Consider the following 22,700-nt stretch of genomic DNA (forward strand, 5'->3'; position numbering starts at 1 on the left):
ACCTGGCAAATCTCAAAGATTTACCAGCTCTCAGAAGCTATTCATTGGCATTCCAGACGTCGTGGGTAGTTTTCCAGCTTCCGTCGGGCTGTCGCTTAAGGATGTTCAGGTATTTGGAGGTGGAGGAAGTAGTTTCTCCTCCGCCTTGGGGCGTCAGCGTAACGGTAGCCTCTCCCCTGCCATAAGCCATATCTCCCGAGACTTCCACTTCTTCGTAATGGCTGTCCAGCGTCACTTCGTAGTCATCAAAAATAGACTGGTAATAGTCCTGCACTGCTGCCCTGCCTGTCCTGGCAGCTTCTCCGGGAGCCATAAGTATCGCATCTTCGGTAAAATGCTCGGCAATACCCGCAGAATTGCTGTTGTTGAAGGCTTCCGCCCGGGCGGCACTCACTGCGGTGATGGCTTCCACATCTTCAGCAGAACTGACAGTAGTATGCTGAGTTTCGGAAGTGCAGGCAGCACTATAGAGGATGAAACAGAGGGCAAACAGTTTAAATGTAAACGATATACTATGCATGAGAAAGATGATTAGAGAATTCTCCTGCAAAGGTATAAAAACTTATCAGAAGGAAATATGCTTTGGCAGGGCCGGTGGGGGACTCAATAGTATTCTCAACAGAAGAGCAACAAAAAGGAGTGATTCATCAACGCACTAATCTTCTGCCTTGGGAAAATACATGCGACTGGTAGCGCCGGCCTTGGGGTTATTGGATTCAATGGTGAGATCGCCTCCTATCTTTTCCATAAACTCCTTGCTCAAGCTCAGGCCCAGCCCGGTTCCTTTTTCGCCTCTTGTACCCAGGGAGGGCTGCTGAATAACGCTGAAGATATGTTCTATCTGCTCCTCAGAAATCCCTATTCCCTCATCTATCACACTGATCACGATATGCTGCTCTTCCTCATGGGCCGCCAGCACAATGGTTTTGGAACGGGGCGTAAACTTGATGGCATTGTTGAGCAGGTTTCTGGCTACGATATACGCCATCTCTTCATCAGCCTCTATGTAAAGCTCATCGGCACAGTCAATCTTCACCTGAATTTCTTTTTCCTTAAGATGATGTTCATACAGGTCTACTGTTTTCTGCAGCAGATCCTTTACGTTCATCAGTGTGAGCTTGGGCGTAAATCCCCCGATCTGGTTTTTTGTCCAGAGCAGGGTATGTCCTACAAACTCGGTAGTACGGCTGAGCTTAGCCTTCAGGCTGGGCAATAGTTCGTCCACCTCTTCCCGGTTCAGGAGCTTGTTTTCCAGCAGATGTACAAAGCCCTGCAGGGAATCCAGGGGGGAGCGTACATCATGAGATAAGATAGACAGCAAACGATCCTTGACGGTGTTCAGCTTCTGGTATTCATCGTGTTCTTTACGAATCTCCTCATACTGCTGCTCAATGATCAGCGATTGCTGGTAACGTTCATACTTGTTTTTCTGTACCAGATAGCCAAAGAAAGCAGCAAACAACGAAATACTAATCAGGTCAGGCAGTTCGGTGATCAGCTGCCCATTGAACTGCCCCAGGCTGAGGGCATACGCAGTGTATAATAGCAGAATGATTACATTCAGTGCCAGTCCTTTTCTAAAGTACAATCCACTCAGCACATGCAGAAAGAAAATCGCCCCTGTCAGGAAATTGGAGAGGAAAAGATCATAGACCTCAGTGAAGTAATCATTGAGAATTCCTGATAAAACAGCCAGCAGGATCATGGATAGAGAAAGCCACTGAAAGCTCTGGGCAGAACCCCGAAAGTTTTTCACAAGAAAATAAACTACCAGAAAAAAAGCAGTAGTTGAGAGCCTGAACCAGAAGGTAATACTGAAATCAGCCACCCTTATAAACTCAACCGGAAGCATACATAGATTGATAAGCCCTCCTACAAGTGCGCCTCTGCTGAAATTATACTTGTCTTCAGTATAATTATACTGCAAAAACTTTTGCCTCTCCTCTTTGCTTATCGTAAGAAATGAAAATCCTTGACGTTTCTTCTCCAATATCAGATTATTTGTTGTATAGACACCAAATTTTATACCATCGTGGGTAAAATCACCCACTTCACTCTTATATCACTATTTTAAATTAATATACTCCCAATTATAAGATTTGAAAGATATGACACTGTCTTTTATGATGATAACATTAATTATGACTGTAAACTTATCCAAAGAATTAAGAATAGTTTAAACTTAAACGCTTTCCACTTAGTACTATTGCATGATTACTCTTCACAAAACCCGACAAAATACCACTGCTGCAAAGATATATTTTTATCTATATTGAGAATTTGTTTAATTCATGTTTTCTGTAAAAAAGTAAAATCATATACTACTGCTCTATGAAAAAACAGATACATTATTTAACTTTTTTATGCATTTGGCTCACATCCTTTTTTACGGCCTATGCACAAAATATTCCCTCACCCGAAGAGGAAATTGGCTTCCAGATGGGAGCAGATTATAAAATTGCCGATTATACACAAATCACCGATTATCTTAAGCTTCTGGATGAGCGCAGTGATCGCGCCATGATGCAGGAGATTGGCACTTCTGTGCTGGGCAAACCGATGTACGTGATGTTTATCTCCAGCGAGGAAAACCTGCAACAACTGGACCGCTGGAAAGAGATCAGCACCAAAATGGCACGTGCCCGTATTTCTGACGAAGAGGCGCAAAAGCTCGCTCAGGAAGGTAAAGCGATTGTCTGGATAGATGGAGGTATACATTCAACCGAGAAAGCCGCCACTCAGTTTCCTCCTGAGCTGGCCTATATGGTCGTGACTGAAGAAACGCCCGAGATGCAGAAGATCAGAGAGAATGTCATCTTTATGCTGATGCCCAACATCAACCCTGATGGCCTGGATATTGTCGCTGACTGGTATAAGAAGAACCTGGATACTCCTTATGAAACTACCAACCCACCAGTGCTCTATCATTATTATGTAGGGCATGATGACAACCGCGACTGGTTTATGAATACCCAGCCAGAGACCCGTGCCGTAACGAATATGTTGTTTCGTGAGTGGTATCCTCAGATCATCCATAATCAGCACCAGAGTTCACCCCGCTGGACCCGTATCTTTATTCCTCCTTTCTCAAAACCTGTGAATCCGAACATACACCCCAATGTAGTACATGGTGTTAATATGGTAGGCAACGAAATGGCCAGCCGCTTTGCCCGTGAAAATATGCCGGGCGTGGTATCAGATGTTACCTTTACCATGTGGTGGAATGGGGGATTGCGTACGGCACCTTATTACCATAATCAGATAGGCATACTTACCGAAACTTCTCATACTACCCCAACTCCTCGTTTTTACCCGCCCGACTCTTTGCCCAAAACAGTGGGCAATGGCATCCCTACCGATGGTACAGCCATCAATTATCCTGACCCCTGGAAAGGTGGAGAATCACACTTCCGCGATGCCGTGGAGTATATGCTTACCGCGGGTATGGCTACCCTGAGCATTGGTGCCGACCGAAAAGAAAAGTGGCTGTACGATATGTACAAAATGGGAAGAGATGCCATTGAAAATGAAGAAGATGCTTTTGCCTATGTTATCCCTGCCGAGCAGTGGGACAGCGGTGAAGCTTACAATCTGGTGAATATCCTGATGCAGGGAGGCGTAGAAGTTCATCAGGCCAGCCGGGATTTTGAGGCAGGAGGACAATCCTTCAAGAAAGGTGACTTTGTATTGTACGGAGCACAGCCATTTCGTCCTTATGTGAAAGACCTTTTGGAGAAGCAGGAATACCCTGATCTGCGTCTTTATCCTGGTGGCCCTCCTAAAACTCCTTATGATCTTGCCGGATGGACGCTACCGCTTCAGATGGGCGTGGAAGCCGTGAAAGTAGAGGATGAGTTTGAAGCCAGAACTGACGAGCTAGATGAATTTGTAAGCCTCCCTCAGGGTGAGGTGAATAGCGGAAGCTACGGCTATGCCCTTTCTCACCGGGATAACAGCAGTGCTCTGGCAGTGAATAAACTGTTAGCTGAAGGAGAAAAAGTGTACTGGCTGAGCGAAGCTTCCAATGACATGGAAGCCGGTACTATCATCATAGAAAAGCAAAGCAATACTGAGGTGCAGCTCAATACTTTAGCGGAAGAGTTGGGCCTGGATTTCATGGCGGTAAACTCAGAGCCCAGTGCCAGCCTTTACTCCTTACAAAAACCTAAGATAGGTTTGTACAAGTCGTGGGATGCCAACATGGACGAAGGCTGGACCCGCTGGTTGCTGGATCAGTATGAATTTGACTACGACACCCTGCACGATGAAGAAATGCGAAACGCAGATTTATCACAATATCATGCCATCATCATTCCGGATCAGAGTCCTGGAGAAATTTTACATGGTCATGCACCCAATACTATGCCTGAAGAATACACCGGAGGAATGGGACTGGCAGGCACGCTTGCTTTGCAGAATTATGTAGAGAAAGGCGGTACACTCATTACCTTTGACGAGGCCAGTGACTTTGCTATCCAGCAATTTGGCTTGCCGGTAAAGAATGTAACTTCCGGATTGGATAGCAAAAGCTTCTTTATTCCCGGCTCCCTGATCAAAGCTGTGGTCAAAAGCGGACATCCACTCACTTATGGTATGCAGGATACAGTAGCGGCTTCATTCTCTCGCAGCAGGGCCTTTGAGATTGTAAGACAGTCACGTGAAGGAGAGGGTGGAAAAGAAGATATTGAGAAAGCTCCCGAACCGCTGGTTGAAACCCTGGTAAGCTATGCCAAAGATGATTTGCTGATGAGCGGCTGGGCTTTGGGCGAGAAAAAAGCTATCGGTGGCAAAGGCGCTGCGCTCAGAGTTCAGCATGGAGAAGGGAATGTAGTACTTTTCGGCTTCCGCCCCCAGTTCAGAGGGCAGCCCCGAGGAACCTATAAGCTGATCTTCAATGCCATCTACAGCGGTACGATTGATAGCATGCCTACTGTTCAGGTAGAGCCTGCTGTTTCTGAAAGCGAATAAGCCAACTCTAAATGATGAATGACTGTATCGCTGAGATAGCCTTAGCGGTACGGTCATTTAATCATACAGCCATTTAGATTCCTCCTATGAAATATTTTATCACTACCCTACTTACTGCGGCTATCACAGCTACACTCTGCTATATCATCATGGTTCCCGAACAATCTGAGTCGGTAACAAAAGCTGATATCAAAGCGGCTCAAAAGCTTATTGCCTTAGATTTTGAAGAGCAGGAGATAGACACTATGCTTGAAGATATTAACAATAATGTAGAGCGTTATAAGTTCATGCATGAATACCGTTTGAAGAATGAAGTACCTCCTGCCTTGCTATTCAACCCTCTTCCCCAGGGGTTTGTACCTGATAGTAATGTTGTATTACATCAGTGGAATATACCTGATGATGTGGCACTTCCGGCAAGCCGTGAAGAAATTGCCTTCTACAGTATCATGCAGTTGGCTTCGCTGATCAAAAATCAGAAAATCACTTCTACCGAGCTTACTAAACTCTACATTGATCGTATCAAAAAATATGATGACACGCTACAGAGTGTGATTACAATTACAGAAGATCTGGCGATGCAACAGGCAGCCAAAGCAGATGAAGAAATCAGTCAGGGTAATTATAGAGGACCCCTACACGGTATTCCTTATGGTGTAAAAGACCTGCTGGCAGTAGAAGGCTATAAAACCACCTGGGGTTCCGCCACTCACAAAGATCAGACACTAGACTACACGGCTACTGTCGTAAAAAAACTGGAAGAAGCGGGTGCGGTTTTGATTGCCAAAACTACATCCGGGGCACTTGCCAGAGGAGATGTCTGGTTTGGCGGTACCACCAAAAACCCCTGGGATCTGGAGCAGGGAGCGAGTGGATCTTCCGCAGGATCAGCCTCTGCCACGGTTGCCGGACTGGTAGGCTTTTCTATCGGTACCGAAACGATGGGTTCTATCGTTTCACCCTCTACCCGTTGTGGGGCTTCCGGCTTACGCCCTACCTTCGGACGAGTTAGCCGAAATGGCGTCATGACTTTGAGCTGGAGTCTGGACAAGGTAGGGCCAATTTGTCGTACTGCCGAAGACTGTGCCATAGTGTTTGATGCTATTCATGGGAAAGATGATTTGGATGTAACTACCCGTACTTTGCCCTTTAACTACGATGGTGAGGTTGATTTCTCCAATGTCAGGTTTGGTTTCCTGGAAGATTACTTTGAGGAAGATACTGTCAACTTTAATAATGACGCCAGCCTGGAGAAACTTCGTAGCCTGGGTGCAAATATGAAGGCGGTAAGCATGCCTGATAGCACTGCGCTTCCAGTAAAAGTGCTTTCTCTGATCATGTATGCTGAAGCCGGAGCTGCTTTTGACGATCTTACCCGCTACAATCTGGACGATGCTATGGTAAGGCAAGATGAAGGTGCCAGGCCCAATGCCCTGAGACAGTCCAGGTTTATTCCAGCAGTAGAGTATATCATGGCCAACCGCTATCGTTATCAGCTGATTCAGGAGATGGAGAAACTGATGGAAGAAGTAGATGTGATTGTAGCACCTACCCAAGGCTTCAGACAACTGCAGATCACTAATATGACTGGTCATCCGGTAGTAGTAGTGCCCAATGGTTTTGACGATAAAGGGCATCCGCAAAGCATCACTTTTGTGGGTAAACTCTATGATGAAGCTACCATACTGGAAGTAGCCAAAGCTTTTCAGGAAACCACTGAACATGATGAACAGCATCCTGAGTATTTTATCAACGAAACCAATGTAACTGCCAGTAAATAAAAAAAGAGGCTGAAATTCATCAGCCTCTCTCCTTTTCGTCTACTGTTGATCCCACCAAAAGCGGGTTTGTAAATTAGGCGTCTTGATAGGCAGATTCTCCAGATTTAGCAAGCGTTCTTCCTGCGGATATGGCAATCGGCGAGGAATCTCACCATTAGCATTAAAGGCATTGGTTCCGCCTTCAATAAACTCCAGTTCAGGATAGCCGGTTCTCCGGTAATCATTCCATGCAAGGATGCTCTGAGAATAGCAGGCAATATACTTTTCGTTGATCAGTATCTGTAACTTATCTGTTGCAGCATTCCAGCGCTCATCCAGATTCGCCTGATATTCAGCTGAAGTAGCCACACCTGTAATTTTACTAAATGAGGCTGATACAGCTTCGTCCAGCGCTGCTTTGGCTGCTGCTACATCAGGTGAAGCTTTCATCAATTGTGATTCTGCCTCAATGAATTTTATCTCTACATAACTCATTAGCACTACCGGTGAATTGATAGAAGTATAATACCCATTAAACTCAAAATCATTGATTCCTCCCACGAATAAAGGCTTACGCGTATCATTTTCTGTAAACGCATTGACAAAATAATCGTCCATACGCATATTACCCGAACGACTCTGGGTAAACTGGTACTGGGGATTGGGCTCGTTGGCAAGCGTACCAAAATACATTTCAAAATCATCTTCATTAGAAGAAATTACGTCGGGTAGCATCGCCAATGCCTCTTCATAAGCATTAGGGTCCTGCTTGGCTGCCTGGAATGTATAGCGCAGCTTCAGGGACTCGGCAGCCGCTATCCACAGCTCAAGGTCACCACCAAAGATAAGGTCATCAGCTCCGGGACTTCCTCCTGCGCTCTCTTCAGCACTTAGCTTAGCGATTGCATCATCCAAAAGCTGAGGGATGGTGGTATTGTACAACTCCTGCTGGCTGTCATAGGCAACGGTAAACTCTCCCTCATCACCCTGAAAGGCGCTTGAATAAGGGATATCCCCAAAGGCATCGGTAAATGTGCCAATACCCGCTGCCATCAATACTTTGGCTACACCTTCATAGTGGGGTGCATTCTGCTCCTGCGCCTTCTCAATCACGATATTGATGGTATTTAAAGAATTGTGGTACATGCGCTGCCACAGGCCATCGGTATCAGCCTCACGAATGAGGTATTTCCAGTTGTCTAGTTGCTGTGCGTTGATGCCACGAAACTGCTGGGTAAGCAGCCCACTAAAGCGCACCACTTCACCGCCGATTACCCAGGAGATCGCCGTTTGCCCGGAAGGCAAGAGCGCAGCCATAGAGACATCGGTAGGTACTGAAGGGTCAACATTGGTATCGCCAAACTCGCAGGAGCTTACAGAGAAACTCAGTGTGAGGCAGCCCATCAAAAATCTTTTATATAGCGTATTTTTCATCGTATTCAGCATTTAATTTCAAAGGTTGATCAGAAAGAAAGATTGACACTTACACCGTAGCTACGTGTGTTAGGGTTGTTGAAATAGTCGTACCCAATCACATTACTGGAATCACCGGTAAGGTTGGTTTCCGGATCTATACCTGTGTAGTCAGTGAATAAGAACAAATTACGAGCAGTAAGTCCGATGTTAATTCCTCTGAAAAAGGTGTTATCTAACAGACTACTTGGCAGGTCATAGCTCAGCGTAACATCCCGCAGACGTACCCATGAACCATCTTCAATAGTCAACTCGGTCAGGTTTACAAAGCCATAGTTTTCGTAGTAGTTGGCGCCACCGTCAGTCCCCCCTTTTACTACCTCAATATTATTTTGCTCAGAAGTTGGGCTCACACTACCATCCTCAGCCACTTCGCCCAAGACTCCGGGAAACACAACCACCTCATTACGATCCAGTGTTTCAGCGCCTACCCCAAAGTTGTTCAGTACACCTTTGGTACCATTGTACACATCTCCTCCTTTGCGGATATCCAGCAGGAAGCTGAGATTGACTCCTCTAAAATTGAAGGAGTTTCTGAACCCTAAGAGAAAATCCGGGTTGGGATCTCCCACGATACCTTCAGTAGGATCTTCAAAAGGCAGACCGTTGGCAGGGTTGATCACCATATTACCTTCATTATCCCGCAGGAAGCGCGTGCCGTAGAAGATACCGAAGGGCTCGCCTTCAGCGATGCGCTGTGTGCCAAAGGGATCAATGGTGATGAAAGGAATACCTTCAGCCAGTTTGATCACCTTATTACGAATACGGGTGAAGTTCAGATTAACATCGTAGGTGAAATTTTCTCTATTGATAATATTGGCAGTAAGGGCGGCTTCTATACCTTTGTTACTCAACTCAGCGGAGTTTACTGCCCGCTGCTGCCACCCACTGGCACTGGGTATATCTACGTTTAGAATAGCGTCGGTAGTCCTCGCATCAAAGTAGGTGATGTCTAAACCAATTCTGCCATCAAAAAACTGGAAGTCTCCGCCAAACTCAATGGTGGTTGTAGTTTCTGCCTTTAGCTGATCATTGCCTAACAATGAGTTTGCATTGAACGCATTTAAGCCTAAAGCCGGGAATATTACTCCCTGAGGAGTCGTCCATCCATCTCTTACCCGGGATTGTACAAAGCCGTTGTTAGTCACCGCAAAGGGTGCATCATTACCTACCTGCCCCCAGGAAGCTCTTAACTTACCATAAGAAAAGATGCTGCTGTTGATGCCAAAAGTCTGGGAGAAATCCCAACCCACACTGGTTGCCGGGTAGAAAAAGGAGTTATTTTCTTTAGGCAATGTAGAAGACCAGTCATTTCGTCCGCTCAGGTTGATAAACAGTTCGTCCAGATAGTTCAAGGTGACTGTACCAAATACCCCTACAAGTTTCCGTCGGGTCACTCCTTCCGACACATTGACCGAAGTAGCACTGGCCATATTGAAGAAACCCGGAGAAGCCAGCCCCTGACCATCTATCCGGTTGATATGCACATCTTTGTTAAAGTAATTATGACCAATGGTAGCACTCAGGCTCAATTTCTCAAAATCCTTATTGACGGTAAGTAGCAGATCTGAGTTTAGATCCTTGCTCCGAATGGTCTGGTTGATTACCTGGCCCACCTGCACGCTGGAAGAATTGATGTCATTTCTGAAAATACGATCGTCACCATAGGTATCAACCCCGAGACGATAGGTGATATTTAGCCAGGGCAATACATCGTAAGCCAATTGGGTATACCCAATGATACGGTTCACCTCATCAGTAGAATAGTTTTTATTAACGGTGAAGAAAGGATTGTCATAAATGCTTCCTCCACGATAAGCCCGCTGCGTTCCATCTTCAAAAAGGTAGCCCGCACTATTGTCAAATGAGGGTGCAGTACGCAATAAGCCCAGCATTACCCCCGAAGTATTTGAACCATTCTGGACTCTCTTGCCTCCGGAGTTGATATAGTTAGCGGATAAAGTAGCAGTAAAGTTCTCAAAAATCTCGGCGCTGGTAGTTGCCCTAAAACTAGTTCTGTCAAAGAAGCTATTAGGCATTACCCCCGTCTGATCCAGCCTACCCATAGAAAAGAAATAACTTGTTTTTTCTGTTCCTCCGGATACACTCAGGTTATGGGAAGCATTTGAGCCATTCTCAAAAAATAACTCAGCATTGTTGTAAGCACGTGCCACTCTATTGGTAGCGCTTGGGTCACCAGCAGGTACAATCAAACCATAAGGGTCCCAGATGGTAGCTTCGTCAGCATAGCGTAAGTCGTCTATTCTGGGTCCCCAACTCTTAGACTGGGTGGAACCGTTCATTGGCGACTCAAAAGTAGGAACACCATCTACCACCGAACCTTGAGCATAGGTAGTTTGCAGGTCGGGCAGTTTATTTACCTGATCAATTGTATAACCAAAAGAGTAATCAATTTTAGCTCCGGTATTCCTTTGCCCCTTTTTGGTGGTAATTACTACCGCTCCGTTGGCAGCCCTGATACCATACAAAACTGTAGCAGCAGGCCCTTTCAGTACAGTAATATTGGCTACATCATCCGGGTTAATATCAATGGCCCGGTTGGAATTTGTAACCCCTCCTGATCCTAAATTGGACACTGCATCTTCCGGTGAGTCTGCGGTATTGAATGTGGAGTTATCAATAGGTACGCCATCAATAACGAAGAGAGGACTATTGCTGCCCTGAACAGATTTATTACCTCTGATCCTGATCTGGGCAGCTGAACCCGGCGCCCCACCTGAACTGGTAACCTGCACACCGGCCACTTTGCCGCTGAGAGCCGAGACGAAGTTGGTTTCCCGGGATCTGGTAATCTCTTCAGCATCTACATTCTGGATTGAGTAGCCTAATTCACGTTTGTTGGCTTCTATACCTGCTGCTGTCACTACTACTTCAGAAAGCTGGCGGGTATCAGATTCCAGGTTTACATCTACGGTGTTGCGTCCGTTAATTTCAACCTCTTTGCTGATATAACCAATAAAACTGAAGGTGAGCACTTCCCCTTCCTCGGGTACATTGATTCTGTAATTTCCATCAATATCTGTGACCGTACCAGTAGTCGTTCCTTTCACAATTACGTTTACCCCTGGTAGAGGGGCACCATCATCAGCCTCTGTTACCTGACCGGAAACAGTCAGACTTTGCGCAAATCCATTTATACAGCAAAGCATTACCAATAGCAAACTGCACAGGCATCTGCCCGGCTTATCCTCAAAGGATAGATGAGTAAAGTTCCAGCTCATAGATTTAGTGTTTAGGTAAAAAATTCCTTGAAGAAGAGAGCATCAGGAAATTTAAGCCGGAGGGTAAGAATACTAAGAAATGAAAGCGCTGAGACGTATAGGCTTGGCTTTTCCAGTTGCTTTATCCTTCATATTGGGGGATAAATGTAGTTTTAAAAATGACAATTTCAAGTTAATTTTATTGCCATGCTTTTAACAAAAAGCAAATTTTGATTCCAAATATTCAACTTATGGCTTCATATTCATATTTGCTGATTTAATTTTTATTCAGCCCGCTTAATAAAAACTATCGCATGAATGCTGTGGAAAAGCAGCCTTTTATTAAAAAAAAACTGTTTTTTTATAAATGATTTTTAACAGCGCAGAAGTAAGAAATATGTGAATAAATTTTACCTATTTTTTTATAAATTTTTTTTTCAAATTGAAGGGAATTACTCAGCTTTATTTACGAGCAAGCTATGAAAAACTGAGCAGAGAGAGACAGATATAACTCCAACCGATGGATTGATTAACCAATCTTTTATTTACAACATTGGCGGCTCAATGATGCATGCCTTTATCTCCTTTGTTCATTCCGGTACCAATCATACAACCAATGGCTTCAGTTTCTTTTTGCGTTATGGGCTCATGCTGTAAGTATGCGCTTACCGCATCTTTTAAAAAGTGCCGGGTAACCACTCTTCTATAACGCCCCAACGCATAGTACCAGTTATCAATCGCCCCATGATAAATAACCTCTCCTTTACTGTCCAAAAGATAAGCTTCAGGGGTAACACTGGCTTGTATACTTTTGGTTAGTTCCATCTGAGGGTCCAGGAGGTGGGTAAACTCATACTGATATTCATTGGCAAAAGTATTTACTTTATCTTCATCAATATTGACCACCGGATAGATGGCAATGGTTTGTATACCTTTTTCTTCAAACTTACGGGATAACTTTCTGATGGTAGCCCCATACTTCTGAGAGACGGGACAGTCGGGGTCAAGAAACAAAAGGACAGCCCCCTGATCTCCTAAAAGTTTGCTTACAGAGGCTTCATCTCCCTGGGCTGACTGTAAGTTTATATCAATCCATGAGTTGGTTTGAGCCTGTACGGAAATTGACAATATCATGCAAAGCCAAATTGGGAAGTAAATACTGGCAGAAACACTTTTATGCATATGTTTTTTACTCTTCAGGAAATCTTTCATTTTTTTAATATATTACAAATTAATATTGGTGTCAAACCACTGATTGCCAAATATTTCACTTAAGTTTTTGGAACGACAAAAAGTCAATATTTGACATGAAAAGAGTAAGTTTTTTCGGGTTGTTATTTTGCCTATCGTACGTAAGCTTAGCTCAGGATCTCACTTTCAATAAAGATATTGCTCCTATAATTCATACCAACTGTACGCCCTGCCATCGGCCAGGAGAGGTAGGTCCATTCAGCCTGATTACTTATGAAGATGTAGCCAAACGTTCTAAGTTTATCAGGCATGTCACACAAACCCGCTATATGCCACCCTGGAAGGCTGACCCTGAGTTTCAGCATTTTCAAAATGAACGCTTACTCACACAACAGGAAATAGACCTGATTGCCAGTTGGATTGATGCTGGTGCTCCTGAAGGTAAGAAAAGAAATAAGCCTTCCCCTCCTGAGTTTCAGCAGAATTCCCAGATGAGAGCCGACCCAGATCTGGTCCTCACTATGCATGAACCCTTTGATATTCCGCCAACTGCTACCGAAGAATTCCGCTTCTTTTCACTGCCTACCAATTTGCCGGAAGATGTGTACCTCAAAGCTATTGAATTTCGTCCTGGTAATCGGCAATATGTACATCACAGCCGCATAATGCTGGATACTACTAATCTCATCAGAGGTATTGATGGTCTTTCTGAACTTGACCCTAAAGTACAGGAATTTTACAAAATTCCTTTGGCCGAAGAGTTTTTGTACGGCTGGGTACCAGGCAACATGCCTTTCATCTATCCTGAAAATACCGGTAAGTTACTGAAGAAAAATAGTGACCTGATCCTTAATATTCATTATGCTCCTTCAGGAAAAGAAGCACAGGATCAGTCTAGTATCAACCTATATTTCACAGATGAACCGATTGAGAAAGAGGTTAAAATCATGACCCTGCGTGAAAATGACATTACCAATCAGCCTTTCTATCTGGAAGCAGAAACCCAACCTACGTTTTATATGCGCACTGCGCCACTAGAGCAACCCATAAATGTGATTTCGGTACTGCCGCATATGCACACCTTGGGTAAATCCTTCCGTGCTTTTGCTATTACTCCTGCCGGTGACCTGGTACCCTTCGTTAAGATTGATGACTGGGATTTTAACTGGCAGTCTACCTATGTTTTTGAAGAATTACTGAACGTACCCGCTGGCTCAGTAATTTATGCGGAAGCAACTTATGACAACACCATCAATAATCCTGAAAACCCCAACTACCCCCCCAAAGATGTCACTTACGGCTGGAACACTACGGATGAGATGATGAACTTCATCATTTATTATGTGGAGGCTGAGGTTAATAATACAGTAAAGAAATAGCCGAGTATTCTGGATGAGAACTTTCTCTGTCAGGCTGTTACTTCTGAAACTGTAAACTCTTTATGCTTTAATTCAGTCTTGAAACACTAAATACTAAAAAAAGAAGGTACCCTTTTGGGGTACCTTCCTGATAAATAAGCTTGTGTTTTCTATTTATTCATTTTCTACGCATAAGTCTAAAGTTATTGCTCCTACCGGAGGAGAAGGGCCACCAGCAGCTATTGAATTACCTTTTTCAGTTACAATAGAATAGCTAACTTCAGAGTCAAAATCACCAGATACAAACTCAAATGATAATGAAGTAGTGCCCTCAGGTACTGTAACCACCTGAGTACCTGTTGAACCACTTTCTAAGGTATAGTTAGTAGCAGTACCATCTACAATAACACTAATTGCAGCTCCATTCCAGCCATCACCATAAGAGTCATTAAAGGTAATGGTATAATCCTGTGCTGGTTCTTTGATTACCTGACCACATTCCAGAATCCAGTTCACTGAACAGTTGGCTCCGGGAAGCTCAGTACATACTGAGGGTGACCATGAGTCAAATACCAGCCCATCAGTAGTATAGAGTATCCAGCGTATAGAGAAGCTGTCTCCTGAAATAAATGGTGCATCCTCACTTCTGGAAGGCTTGAATTCATTATTAAAAACATCTTCAGCCGTACCATCCTCATCATAGTCATATGTGGTTCCTTGGTAAAGGCTTAACACATCATCCTGTGAGATTGAAACAGTAGTATTTTCACGATTCGCAGGCAGTTCTCCACCCTCTATAGTGGTATAAAATACACCTTCATTACCGCCATGTTCAGCAACCAATGGGTTACCATCTTCATCCACATAGCTTTCATCAAAAAGCACGAACACATCAATTTTTTCCACTTCCAATTCTCTATCTACAGAGATCCATTGAAGGTTTATATTGAGATCCGTATCAGTTTGTTCTACGATAAAATTTGTTGGCGAACCTTCAGCAAACTGCCCGAAAGCATGTACTCCAGGAAGAGGCTCCACATACGGATTAAGCTCAGGTTCCTCACAGGCAGTGCTAAAAAGCACCAAACCCATAACCACCATCATTATGTATATTATTGAATTTTTCTTCATAGTAATTATTGTTTATTCTCCCTCTCCGTCAACTTCGTCTAAGAAAATTTTATCAAGATCAAATACTACCCCTTCCTGCTCAGCAGTAACGCTTTGGTTGAAGTTCAAATCATCCTGAGCATAAGGTAACCTAAGAGCGAAATCACGCTGCGGCTGTAGAGGAATCTGCAAGTCATTAGGGAAACCAGTTCTACGGAAAGCGTTGTAAATTTCAATTCCACTGCCGAAGTTGGTAAACCAGGCCTGCTTAAGTACTACATTCAGTTTAGCGTTAGTAGTAGGCGCATTATCAAACCTTGCCAACCAAAGGTCTACGTATGCATCAGTGGCTTCCTCAATGGGCTTATTAATGTAAGGGTCAAGTGCTGCATCTGGAGCAGGCACTCCACTGGGATCATTTTCCACACCAAAAGCATACACTTTATTGATGTGCTCACGAATTACTTCCTCCAGCATCTCACGTACTTCTGCTTCTGTACCTGCATGGTTTCCGGTAAGTATAGCTTCCATGATGTAGAATTTCACCATCTCGCTGGTAATCATCGGAAAAAGACCTGCACCGGTTCCTCGGTTGTTGGCTGCACCTTCAGGACTATCATCATAAAGACCTGCTGCAGGATAAACACCAATGGCTGATCTAATAGCTCCATCTAATGGAATACCGGATGGATCAGAACGGTCACGCCCAAAAATTCCTGCCAAAAAGTCTTCAGCATCGGCATCAAAGAACTTTCCTTTATCAGTATACAGTCTGTCTATCATAGTAGGGTTAAGTACCAGGTAGCCATAGACACAACCGGTAATCTGTGAGCAGGGTGTAGTCTGACGATCAGAAGCATCATTTTGATCCAAAATAGTAGTAGTCTGACGCTTGATGTAGAAAGGACGACGAGGGTCTTCAAAGTCCAGCATCTCTACCATAAACTGATGGCCTATATACGTAAAGTTATAAGTACTGGTCGTATAGCCATCAACATACCAGGGATGACGATTTTCGTTCTCTGGGTTATTAATGCTACTGAACTGGAAAGTAAAGTCATCAGTACCATCCAATATCAAATCTCCTTCTTCAATCAGTGCGGAAATGGCCGCACTATTATCCTGCACCAGGCGGGTATTCATCAGCAAACGAAGCTTTAACGATTTGCCCATTGTGATCCAGCTATCAATATCACCATTGTAGATAGGGTCCCCACTAACATCTACCACACTATTTTCCTGTAAATTAGCAATACCTGCATCAACAAGTTCCATCAGGTTCTGATAGATAGCTGCATCATCATCATAAGCAGGATACTTAATCACCTCTTCCGCATCAGCTCTTAAAGCTTCAGAGTAAGGAATATCTCCCCAAAGCTCTACCATCAGGCTAAAATAATAAGCTTTTAGTAACTGGCCTACACCCAGGTAATAAGGGTTATTCCCCTGCTCTTCAGCAATATTAACAATCTGCTGTACATCCTTAAGAGGACCAAAATACAGTTCCTGCCACTCCGGATTATAGGTGTTATTGGTCAAATCAAAACCATCATCACCCTGCTCAGCTAAAATACCTACAAAACTATGCAGGTTAGAATTGATGTCATGACTAAACTCCTCCGACCCTGTAAGCAGTGCATTGGAAAGCAACAGATTTAATGAAGCTTCAGTCGGATTGTTTGGATCTTCATTGATGTCAAGGTCGGTCAGCTCGCAGCTACCGATCCCTAGAGACAACACCAACAAAAGTGTGTATTTTATATAATTTATTTTCATAGAGAAGAAAGTTTTACATCGCTGGCAGCATTCACTGCCAGCTTTGAATTGTGTCGGTTATTAGAATGTAACAGTTAAGTTAACACCGTAACGCTGGGTAGTAGGGTAAGCACCGTAGTCAAAGCCCTGTACGTTAGAACCCGCAGGTTCTGCCAGTATTTCAGGGTCAAAGTTTAGCCCTTCTAAGAAGTTAGGTGCTCTGAACCAGAGGTTACGTCCGGTAAACATCACTCTTACAGAACCGAAAGGTGTAGTTTCTAATATGCTGGCAGGGAGTGTATAACCCAAGCCAACTTCTCTCAAACGAATGGTAGTACCATCATATACGTTTACCTCATCCTGTCCGTAAGCACCCCATCCGTTGGTGAAGTGGTAGTCAAATGCGGTAACCGGAGTAGTGTTTACGATTTTGTCACCGTTCTCATCCAACACAGGCTCAAAGGTCTGAGGGCTACCGTACACGCCTGGTACTACTCTCAAACCTTCACGGTCTTCAGAGATTTGCAACTGACCTCTAAGTAATAATGAAGCGGCCGTAGCAGAGTAAATATCTCCTCCCTGCTTCCAGTCTAATAAAGCTCTCAAGGTGAAGCCTTTATAAGTAAAGGTATTAGTGATACCCAGTAAGAAATCAGGGTTAGGATCGCCAATTACATCATTGGTAGGAAGAGCGAAAGGTAATCCTGTATTTTTGTTAATCAGCAGATTGCCTTCATCATCGCGAGCATTCACACTACCATAAATCTGTCCATAAGGTAAGCCTGCTCTATGCAGTGTACCTAAAGTAGTAAGAGGTCCACCTACGAATATTTCACCGGCAGGTCCTGCATCAATAACTTCTGTCTTGATTTTGGTAAATGCAGAATAGATGTTCCAGGTAAAGCCACCGGAAGTACGTACAGGCGTAAGATCTAAACCAATTTCCCATCCACGGTTCTGTAGTTCACCAATATTTACCCACTCAGTATCAAAACCACTGGTAGCAGGTAATTTGGCCTGGGCAATCTGATCGGTTGAACTACGGTTGAACCAGGTTACATCCAATCCAACACGACCGTCAAAGAGTTGAGCTTCTACACCTAACTCAGTTTCGGTTGTAAACTCAGGCTTCAGGTTAACGTTACCCAATGCATCCTGTAAGGTAGCCCGGTTATAGTCGGTAGAACCAATGGTAGCAGGTTGCAATATGCTGTAGTAAGTAGCTGTCAGGTATGGATTAGGTTCGTTACCCACCTGAGTTCTGGCAGCACGTACTTTAGCAAAGTTCAGGATATTACCCCCTATGTCAAATGCATCAGTCACTACAAATGAAGCACTTACACCAGGATAGAAGTAACTTCTATTGTTTACCGGTAGGGTAGATGACCAGTCATTTCTTCCTACTACGTTCAGGAACAGGTAATCATTATAAGAGAACTGCAAGTCTGCATAAGCTGCATAATAGCGGCGCAATTCGTTATAATCCCAGTTAACAGTAGTCTGGGTAGTGGCATCCACTCTGTATAAGCCTTCCAAACCATCCGAGATAATACCTGAACCGGTTACTTTTCTACGGCCTCTTTCCCGTTGGTTCACATTGAAACCTACGATACCACGGAAACCAAAAGACTCATTGATATCTTTGGTAACAGTGGCAATCATGTTATAATCCTGCTCAGTATAGGTTACATCTTCTGTATATATTCTACCTGCGGGAAGAGAAGCTCCACCACTTCTTACGATGTCTCTACGTGCATCACCGTATGTATTGATACCACCTTTGGCGGTCAGGTTTAGCCAGTCACCGATATCGTAAGATAAAGTCATGTTACCATATACACGGTTCACATCACTGCTGTAGCTGTTGTACTTGGCAATCCACAGCGGGTTGTCAAGTGCACGATAAAATACGTTTGATCCATCAATAGGACTTTCAAAGGGATAACCATTCAGGTCATAGTTACGAGGCAGGTAATACAGACGCTGGAATAATGAAGTAGAAGTAGCCGTAGTATAATCAGCGTAGAAGCTACCTCCGGACTGGGGTGTCTGCTGGGTAGTGTTTACATAAGTTACATTACCCGAGATAAAAAGTCCGTTCTCCAACTGTCCGTTACCACCAAAACTCAAACTGGTACGATTAGCTTCAGAATTAGGTACGATACCCTGATTGCTCATGTGCGAAATATTTCCGGTAAGGCTGGCATTCTCTCCTCCTGAAGTGATGTTCACACTATTTTCAATTACACGGCCCTGATCAAAGAAGCCTCCAACAATATCATAAGGCTGAAAAGGCACATCTATACCTACGGGCGTACCTGTTCCCCACAGAGGGTCATTGGGGTCAGTAACGAAACCGCCATCCACGATATATCCTTTTACCAGTTCAGGGAAAAGCAAATCGTATCCCTGATCTCTACCCACTGAAGTCATGATCAGGGGATGAGGGATAAAGCCGGCAGGAGTCGCTGGTACTACGCCTTCTTCACCACCATAAATGATCTGAGAATAGTTGGTTCCATATTGCTCATTCAAGCGGTCCACATGATTAGGGAAGGGCGCACCCCAGTTACCGATAAAACCTGCGTTATATAACTGGTTAGAACCTTGCGCATATACATCCTGATAATCAGGAAGGTTAGAAACGTTTTCTACGTTATAAGAACCGCTATACGTCACTTCCAATCCTTTCTTAGTATTTTTCTTAGCAGCTTTGGTAGTAATTACCACCACACCATTGGTAGCTCTTGATCCATAAAGGGCAGCGGCAGCAGCACCTTTCAATACAGTCATGGACTCAATGTTGTTAGGATCAAGGTCAAAAGCTCTGTTAGAGAAAGCAGAGTTATCTACTGCGGCACTGGCACCTGGGTCGGTAGGATCAAATGCGTTGGTAGAGTTATCAAAAGGAATACCATCTACTACAAAGAGTGGCTGGGTATTACCTGTAAGGGATGATATACCACGAATGTTAATCTTGGTAGACTGACCGGGAGCACCACCACCACCGGTAATGTTTACGCCGGGGAGCTTTCCTTGCACTGCTCTTAAGGGGTCAGGCTCAGAAACCTGGGCAATCTGCTCGTTGTCTACACTGGCTACTGAGTACCCTAAGGCTTTCTTTTCACGCTCAATACCAATGGCAGTAACTACTACTTCAGAAAGCTGCTGTGCATCTGACTCCATTACTACGTTAATCACTGAGCGACCATTGATCTCAATCTCCTGTTGAAGCAGGCCAATGAAGCTGAATGCTAAAACCTCTGCATCATTAGGCACGCTAATACGATAGTTACCATCAATGTCTGTTACAGTACCTTTAGTAGTACCTTTCACAATTACGTTCACACCGGGTAGCGGTGTTCCATCTTCAGCAGAAGTTACGGTACCTGAAACTGCACTTTCCTGCGCATATACAGTTTGCGCAATTACTAATGCAAGCATCAGGCTTCCCAACTTTCTGATGAGGTTTCCCCATGCGGGGAGGCTAGTAGAATTACCTCTCATAAAACTGACATTTAGTTAAAATTAAACATACCACGAAATTCCAGATGAATAAGGGACAGGTAAGTTATACTAATGCGGACTAGACTATTCTACTTACTGATTTATACTCTAAAGCAAAAGTTCAAATATTGAGTATAGTTTAGTCAGAAATAGATAAATCTTACATGCCTAAAAAAAACATCGTAAAAGTAAATTTTAAATTTTAAAATTCAATCTTACACACCAATTATTTTGGTATTTAATTTTACTTTTAAAGCAAAAACTAAAATTAATTGGAGGAAAATAAATAACGACATTTATCAATATATCGGCTATACCACAAATTCATTGATAAAATTACATTATACAAATTATATATTTTTTAAAACAAGTCTTAATCTACAGTAATTTTTAAAATTTACGCAAGTATTAATGATATTTTAAAGATTTCTATAAGCTGTCTTTTTATGCTGAACTTATATAAGATCAATTTCTTAATAAAAATGATTCTTTTGTTTTTGCTTACTTCTTAGAATTATTAAAAACCTTACTTTGAAGTATTTAAATTTTTCAGTCCCTATAGACTCAAGCCCAATAGTGGATATTACTCAAACTTCTTCTTCCTGAAGGGTAAGTGTTTTCAGCATACTTAATAAGAAATATTTTGGACAAATTGCTTTCAATGCACTAGTGTTTATGCCAATGATTTGGAAAACTTGCCAAGATTCAGAGAAGATAATAAAACCAATAGCTTTGAACGTTTAATATATCTTATCCAATTCTATCTTCTTCCGAATTACCTATTGCAGAGATGACATCCCTTTACAGAAAATTACAACCGAATATTCTGCTATTTTAGCAGTTTGTTCCGAGTATCCGTTCTACAGCAGATCTGCTAAAATGAGCTTCTCCATTATGAGGAAAAGCTCAAAAAGAAATTATATGAGTATTTCTGTCGCATTTTTGCCTCTACTCAAATCTGCATGCTACAAAAGTAAGTTTTTTAAGGTAATTTACAATATATTTAATTTTACAAATATTAATTAATAGACAACATTATTGGATATATAATTTATTATTTGAAATAAAATTTTGTTATAATTTAAATTTTTAAAATATTTTTTAATCCCATTACTAAATGCTTAGATAAAATTTTGTCAATTTTTTATCTTTTTCTCTTCTTCAATAGGTAAGGTTTTATCAGATAAATTAAGCATCCATAGATCTGTAGGGGTCAATCATTGGGATTTCTAAACTTTACAACTCCATATGTATCTGGCGAAGCAAACGGCCTTCTTTTGTATGCTTTCCGCAAAAACATCTTTTCCTGGCAAGGACATTAAGCATCATACTGAGCCTGAAGCGCAAGTCTTTCAACTCTTCAACAGCAGTGCTTAGTAGCATAAACAGGCAAAAAAGATGATGAGAGGGCTTAGTCAGGGCAAAAGGGCCCTGACTCAGGGTGATAAAGGCCTGAAGTAGGCCATTGGGGGCCTGACTTAGGGGCTCTTAGGCCTGATGAAGGCCTTGCAGGGCCTAAGTTAGGGGTCATGAGGCCTGAATCAGGGGTCGCAGGCCCTAAGTTAGGGGTTAATTGATCTTTTTCTGGGCTCTTTAGGCCTGATGAACAGCCAATGAGGCCTTCAGTTAGCCATGGGAGACCTTTGTCAATGCTCATTATGCCTGATGAAGCCCACAATTGAACTCATTATATCTGAGTACAGGATGGAAGAGGAACTAGCTGGACATAAAAAAAGCCTGGAATAAATTACCAGGCTGTAAGATAGTGGTCAATATATGTACAATGATGCTCAACCATTGTGTTCAAAGCGCTTCTTCAGATCTTCGTACACTGCTTTGGCCTGAGGACGGTTCATCTTGGCGGCCTGCTTTACGGCATTGTAGTAGGCCAGTGCTTCGCCGAAGGCTTCGCTACCCGATTGCATAATGGTATCGCTCAGCCCTTTACAAATCTGGTCAATTTCACGATACACTACTGTAAGGTCGTTGAAAGCCTTCAGGTCTACGGCCAGTTCTTCCACTTCCATAAAGGGCGGGGTAAAGGCGGGCTTGGATACGGCGTACTCCGCTGCTTTCTCTACGAAGGGAAGCGATTTGTCGCTCATTTTGAGTCCCTTTTTACGATCGGCAGGGCTAAGCGCGATCAGATAAGGCGCCAGCAAGTTTTGCAATTCTTCAGCCTTTTTCAGGATGGCTTCCATATCCTTGTCCGGTATCTGCACGGATACCACGTTACTGTTACTTTTCATTCGTCCATGTTTTAGTGGAAAATCATTTTAACAAAATGAATTTACTGCAAGTCTCCGCTTAAACAGCAGCAGCGAAAGCAGATAAACTTACAGGGGTAGGTTTGGGGA

The 22,700-nt window shown here is 43.3% G+C and carries 12 protein-coding genes; 3 read left to right on the forward strand and 9 right to left on the reverse strand.

Going from position 1 to position 22,700, the window contains the following annotated elements:
• Nucleotides 1-37: 37 nt before the first annotated feature.
• Entirely contained in the window at nucleotides 38-520 is a 483-nt protein-coding gene (locus tag WJR50_RS07440; protein ID WP_341292617.1) for a YybH family protein, read from the reverse strand.
• A 135-nt stretch (nucleotides 521-655) separates the two neighbouring features.
• Nucleotides 656-1,990 (reverse strand): sensor histidine kinase, encoded by a 1,335-nt coding sequence (locus tag WJR50_RS07445; RefSeq protein ID WP_341292618.1) that lies wholly within the window; start codon nucleotides 1,988-1,990, stop codon nucleotides 656-658.
• Between the two features lie 341 nt (nucleotides 1,991-2,331).
• Between WJR50_RS07445 and WJR50_RS07450 the strand changes: the two genes are divergently transcribed.
• Together WJR50_RS07450 and WJR50_RS07455 are read left to right on the forward strand one after the other, a co-directional pair.
• The gene (locus WJR50_RS07450) at nucleotides 2,332-4,968 is read left to right on the forward strand and encodes a M14 family metallopeptidase (protein WP_341292619.1); all 2,637 of its coding nucleotides are present in this window, start codon (nucleotides 2,332-2,334) and stop codon (nucleotides 4,966-4,968) included.
• A gap of 86 nt (nucleotides 4,969-5,054) precedes the next feature.
• Nucleotides 5,055-6,749, forward strand: coding sequence for an amidase (locus tag WJR50_RS07455; RefSeq protein ID WP_341292620.1), 1,695 nt, complete (start codon nucleotides 5,055-5,057; stop codon nucleotides 6,747-6,749).
• A gap of 39 nt (nucleotides 6,750-6,788) precedes the next feature.
• On the opposite strand, the gene WJR50_RS07460 is transcribed toward WJR50_RS07455, so the two are convergent.
• The 3 genes from WJR50_RS07460 to WJR50_RS07470 all read right to left on the reverse strand — a co-directional run bounded on the left by WJR50_RS07460 (nucleotide 6,789) and on the right by WJR50_RS07470 (nucleotide 12,556).
• Nucleotides 6,789-8,162 carry a SusD/RagB family nutrient-binding outer membrane lipoprotein gene (locus tag WJR50_RS07460; RefSeq protein ID WP_341292621.1) on the reverse strand — a complete coding sequence of 458 codons (1,374 nt, stop codon included), beginning with the start codon at nucleotides 8,160-8,162 and terminating at the stop codon, nucleotides 6,789-6,791.
• Between the two features lie 29 nt (nucleotides 8,163-8,191).
• Nucleotides 8,192-11,443 (reverse strand): SusC/RagA family TonB-linked outer membrane protein, encoded by a 3,252-nt coding sequence (locus tag WJR50_RS07465; protein ID WP_341292622.1) that lies wholly within the window; start codon nucleotides 11,441-11,443, stop codon nucleotides 8,192-8,194.
• Nucleotides 11,444-11,983: 540 nt separating this feature from the next.
• On the reverse strand, nucleotides 11,984-12,556 hold the full coding sequence (locus WJR50_RS07470) for a redoxin domain-containing protein (RefSeq protein ID WP_341292623.1): 573 nt from the start codon (nucleotides 12,554-12,556) through the stop codon (nucleotides 11,984-11,986).
• A 173-nt stretch (nucleotides 12,557-12,729) separates the two neighbouring features.
• Between WJR50_RS07470 and WJR50_RS07475 the strand changes: the two genes are divergently transcribed.
• Nucleotides 12,730-13,992: a monooxygenase gene (locus WJR50_RS07475; RefSeq protein ID WP_341292624.1), complete on the forward strand. Its 1,263-nt coding sequence runs from the start codon at nucleotides 12,730-12,732 to the stop codon at nucleotides 13,990-13,992.
• 153 nt (nucleotides 13,993-14,145) lie between these two features.
• Here the strand turns inward: WJR50_RS07475 and WJR50_RS07480 are convergent, their stop codons facing one another.
• The 4 genes from WJR50_RS07480 to WJR50_RS07495 form a co-directional block, all read right to left on the reverse strand.
• Complete coding sequence (locus WJR50_RS07480) at nucleotides 14,146-15,102, reverse strand: hypothetical protein (protein ID WP_341292625.1); 957 nt, start codon at nucleotides 15,100-15,102, stop codon at nucleotides 14,146-14,148.
• 12 nt (nucleotides 15,103-15,114) lie between these two features.
• Nucleotides 15,115-16,857, reverse strand: a complete 1,743-nt coding sequence (locus tag WJR50_RS07485) for a SusD/RagB family nutrient-binding outer membrane lipoprotein (RefSeq protein ID WP_341292626.1) — start codon at nucleotides 16,855-16,857, stop codon at nucleotides 15,115-15,117.
• A 60-nt stretch (nucleotides 16,858-16,917) separates the two neighbouring features.
• Entirely contained in the window at nucleotides 16,918-20,343 is a 3,426-nt protein-coding gene (locus WJR50_RS07490; RefSeq protein ID WP_341292627.1) for a SusC/RagA family TonB-linked outer membrane protein, read from the reverse strand.
• 1,790 nt (nucleotides 20,344-22,133) lie between these two features.
• The gene (locus WJR50_RS07495; protein WP_341292628.1) at nucleotides 22,134-22,592 is read right to left on the reverse strand and encodes a hypothetical protein; all 459 of its coding nucleotides are present in this window, start codon (nucleotides 22,590-22,592) and stop codon (nucleotides 22,134-22,136) included.
• Between the last annotated feature and the right edge of the window lie 108 nt (nucleotides 22,593-22,700).

It is taken from the genome of Catalinimonas locisalis, assembly GCF_038039535.1.
Taxonomy (GTDB): Bacteria; Bacteroidota; Bacteroidia; order Cytophagales; family Cyclobacteriaceae; genus Catalinimonas.

What these genes read in the sequence shown, in the direction of transcription:
- WJR50_RS07490 (WP_341292627.1), bottom strand. Translation starts at nt 20,343, where the DNA reads ATGAGAGGTAATTCTACTAGCCTCCCCGCATGGGGAAACCTCATCAGA.
- WJR50_RS07440 (WP_341292617.1), bottom strand. Translation starts at nt 520, where the DNA reads ATGCATAGTATATCGTTTACATTTAAACTGTTTGCCCTCTGTTTCATC.
- WJR50_RS07460 (WP_341292621.1), bottom strand. Translation starts at nt 8,162, where the DNA reads ATGAAAAATACGCTATATAAAAGATTTTTGATGGGCTGCCTCACACTG.
- WJR50_RS07495 (WP_341292628.1), bottom strand. Translation starts at nt 22,592, where the DNA reads ATGAAAAGTAACAGTAACGTGGTATCCGTGCAGATACCGGACAAGGAT.
- WJR50_RS07450 (WP_341292619.1), top strand. Translation starts at nt 2,332, where the DNA reads ATGAAAAAACAGATACATTATTTAACTTTTTTATGCATTTGGCTCACA.
- WJR50_RS07470 (WP_341292623.1), bottom strand. Translation starts at nt 12,556, where the DNA reads ATGATATTGTCAATTTCCGTACAGGCTCAAACCAACTCATGGATTGAT.
- WJR50_RS07475 (WP_341292624.1), top strand. Translation starts at nt 12,730, where the DNA reads ATGAAAAGAGTAAGTTTTTTCGGGTTGTTATTTTGCCTATCGTACGTA.
- WJR50_RS07455 (WP_341292620.1), top strand. Translation starts at nt 5,055, where the DNA reads ATGAAATATTTTATCACTACCCTACTTACTGCGGCTATCACAGCTACA.
- WJR50_RS07480 (WP_341292625.1), bottom strand. Translation starts at nt 15,102, where the DNA reads ATGAAGAAAAATTCAATAATATACATAATGATGGTGGTTATGGGTTTG.
- WJR50_RS07465 (WP_341292622.1), bottom strand. Translation starts at nt 11,443, where the DNA reads ATGAGCTGGAACTTTACTCATCTATCCTTTGAGGATAAGCCGGGCAGA.
- WJR50_RS07485 (WP_341292626.1), bottom strand. Translation starts at nt 16,857, where the DNA reads ATGAAAATAAATTATATAAAATACACACTTTTGTTGGTGTTGTCTCTA.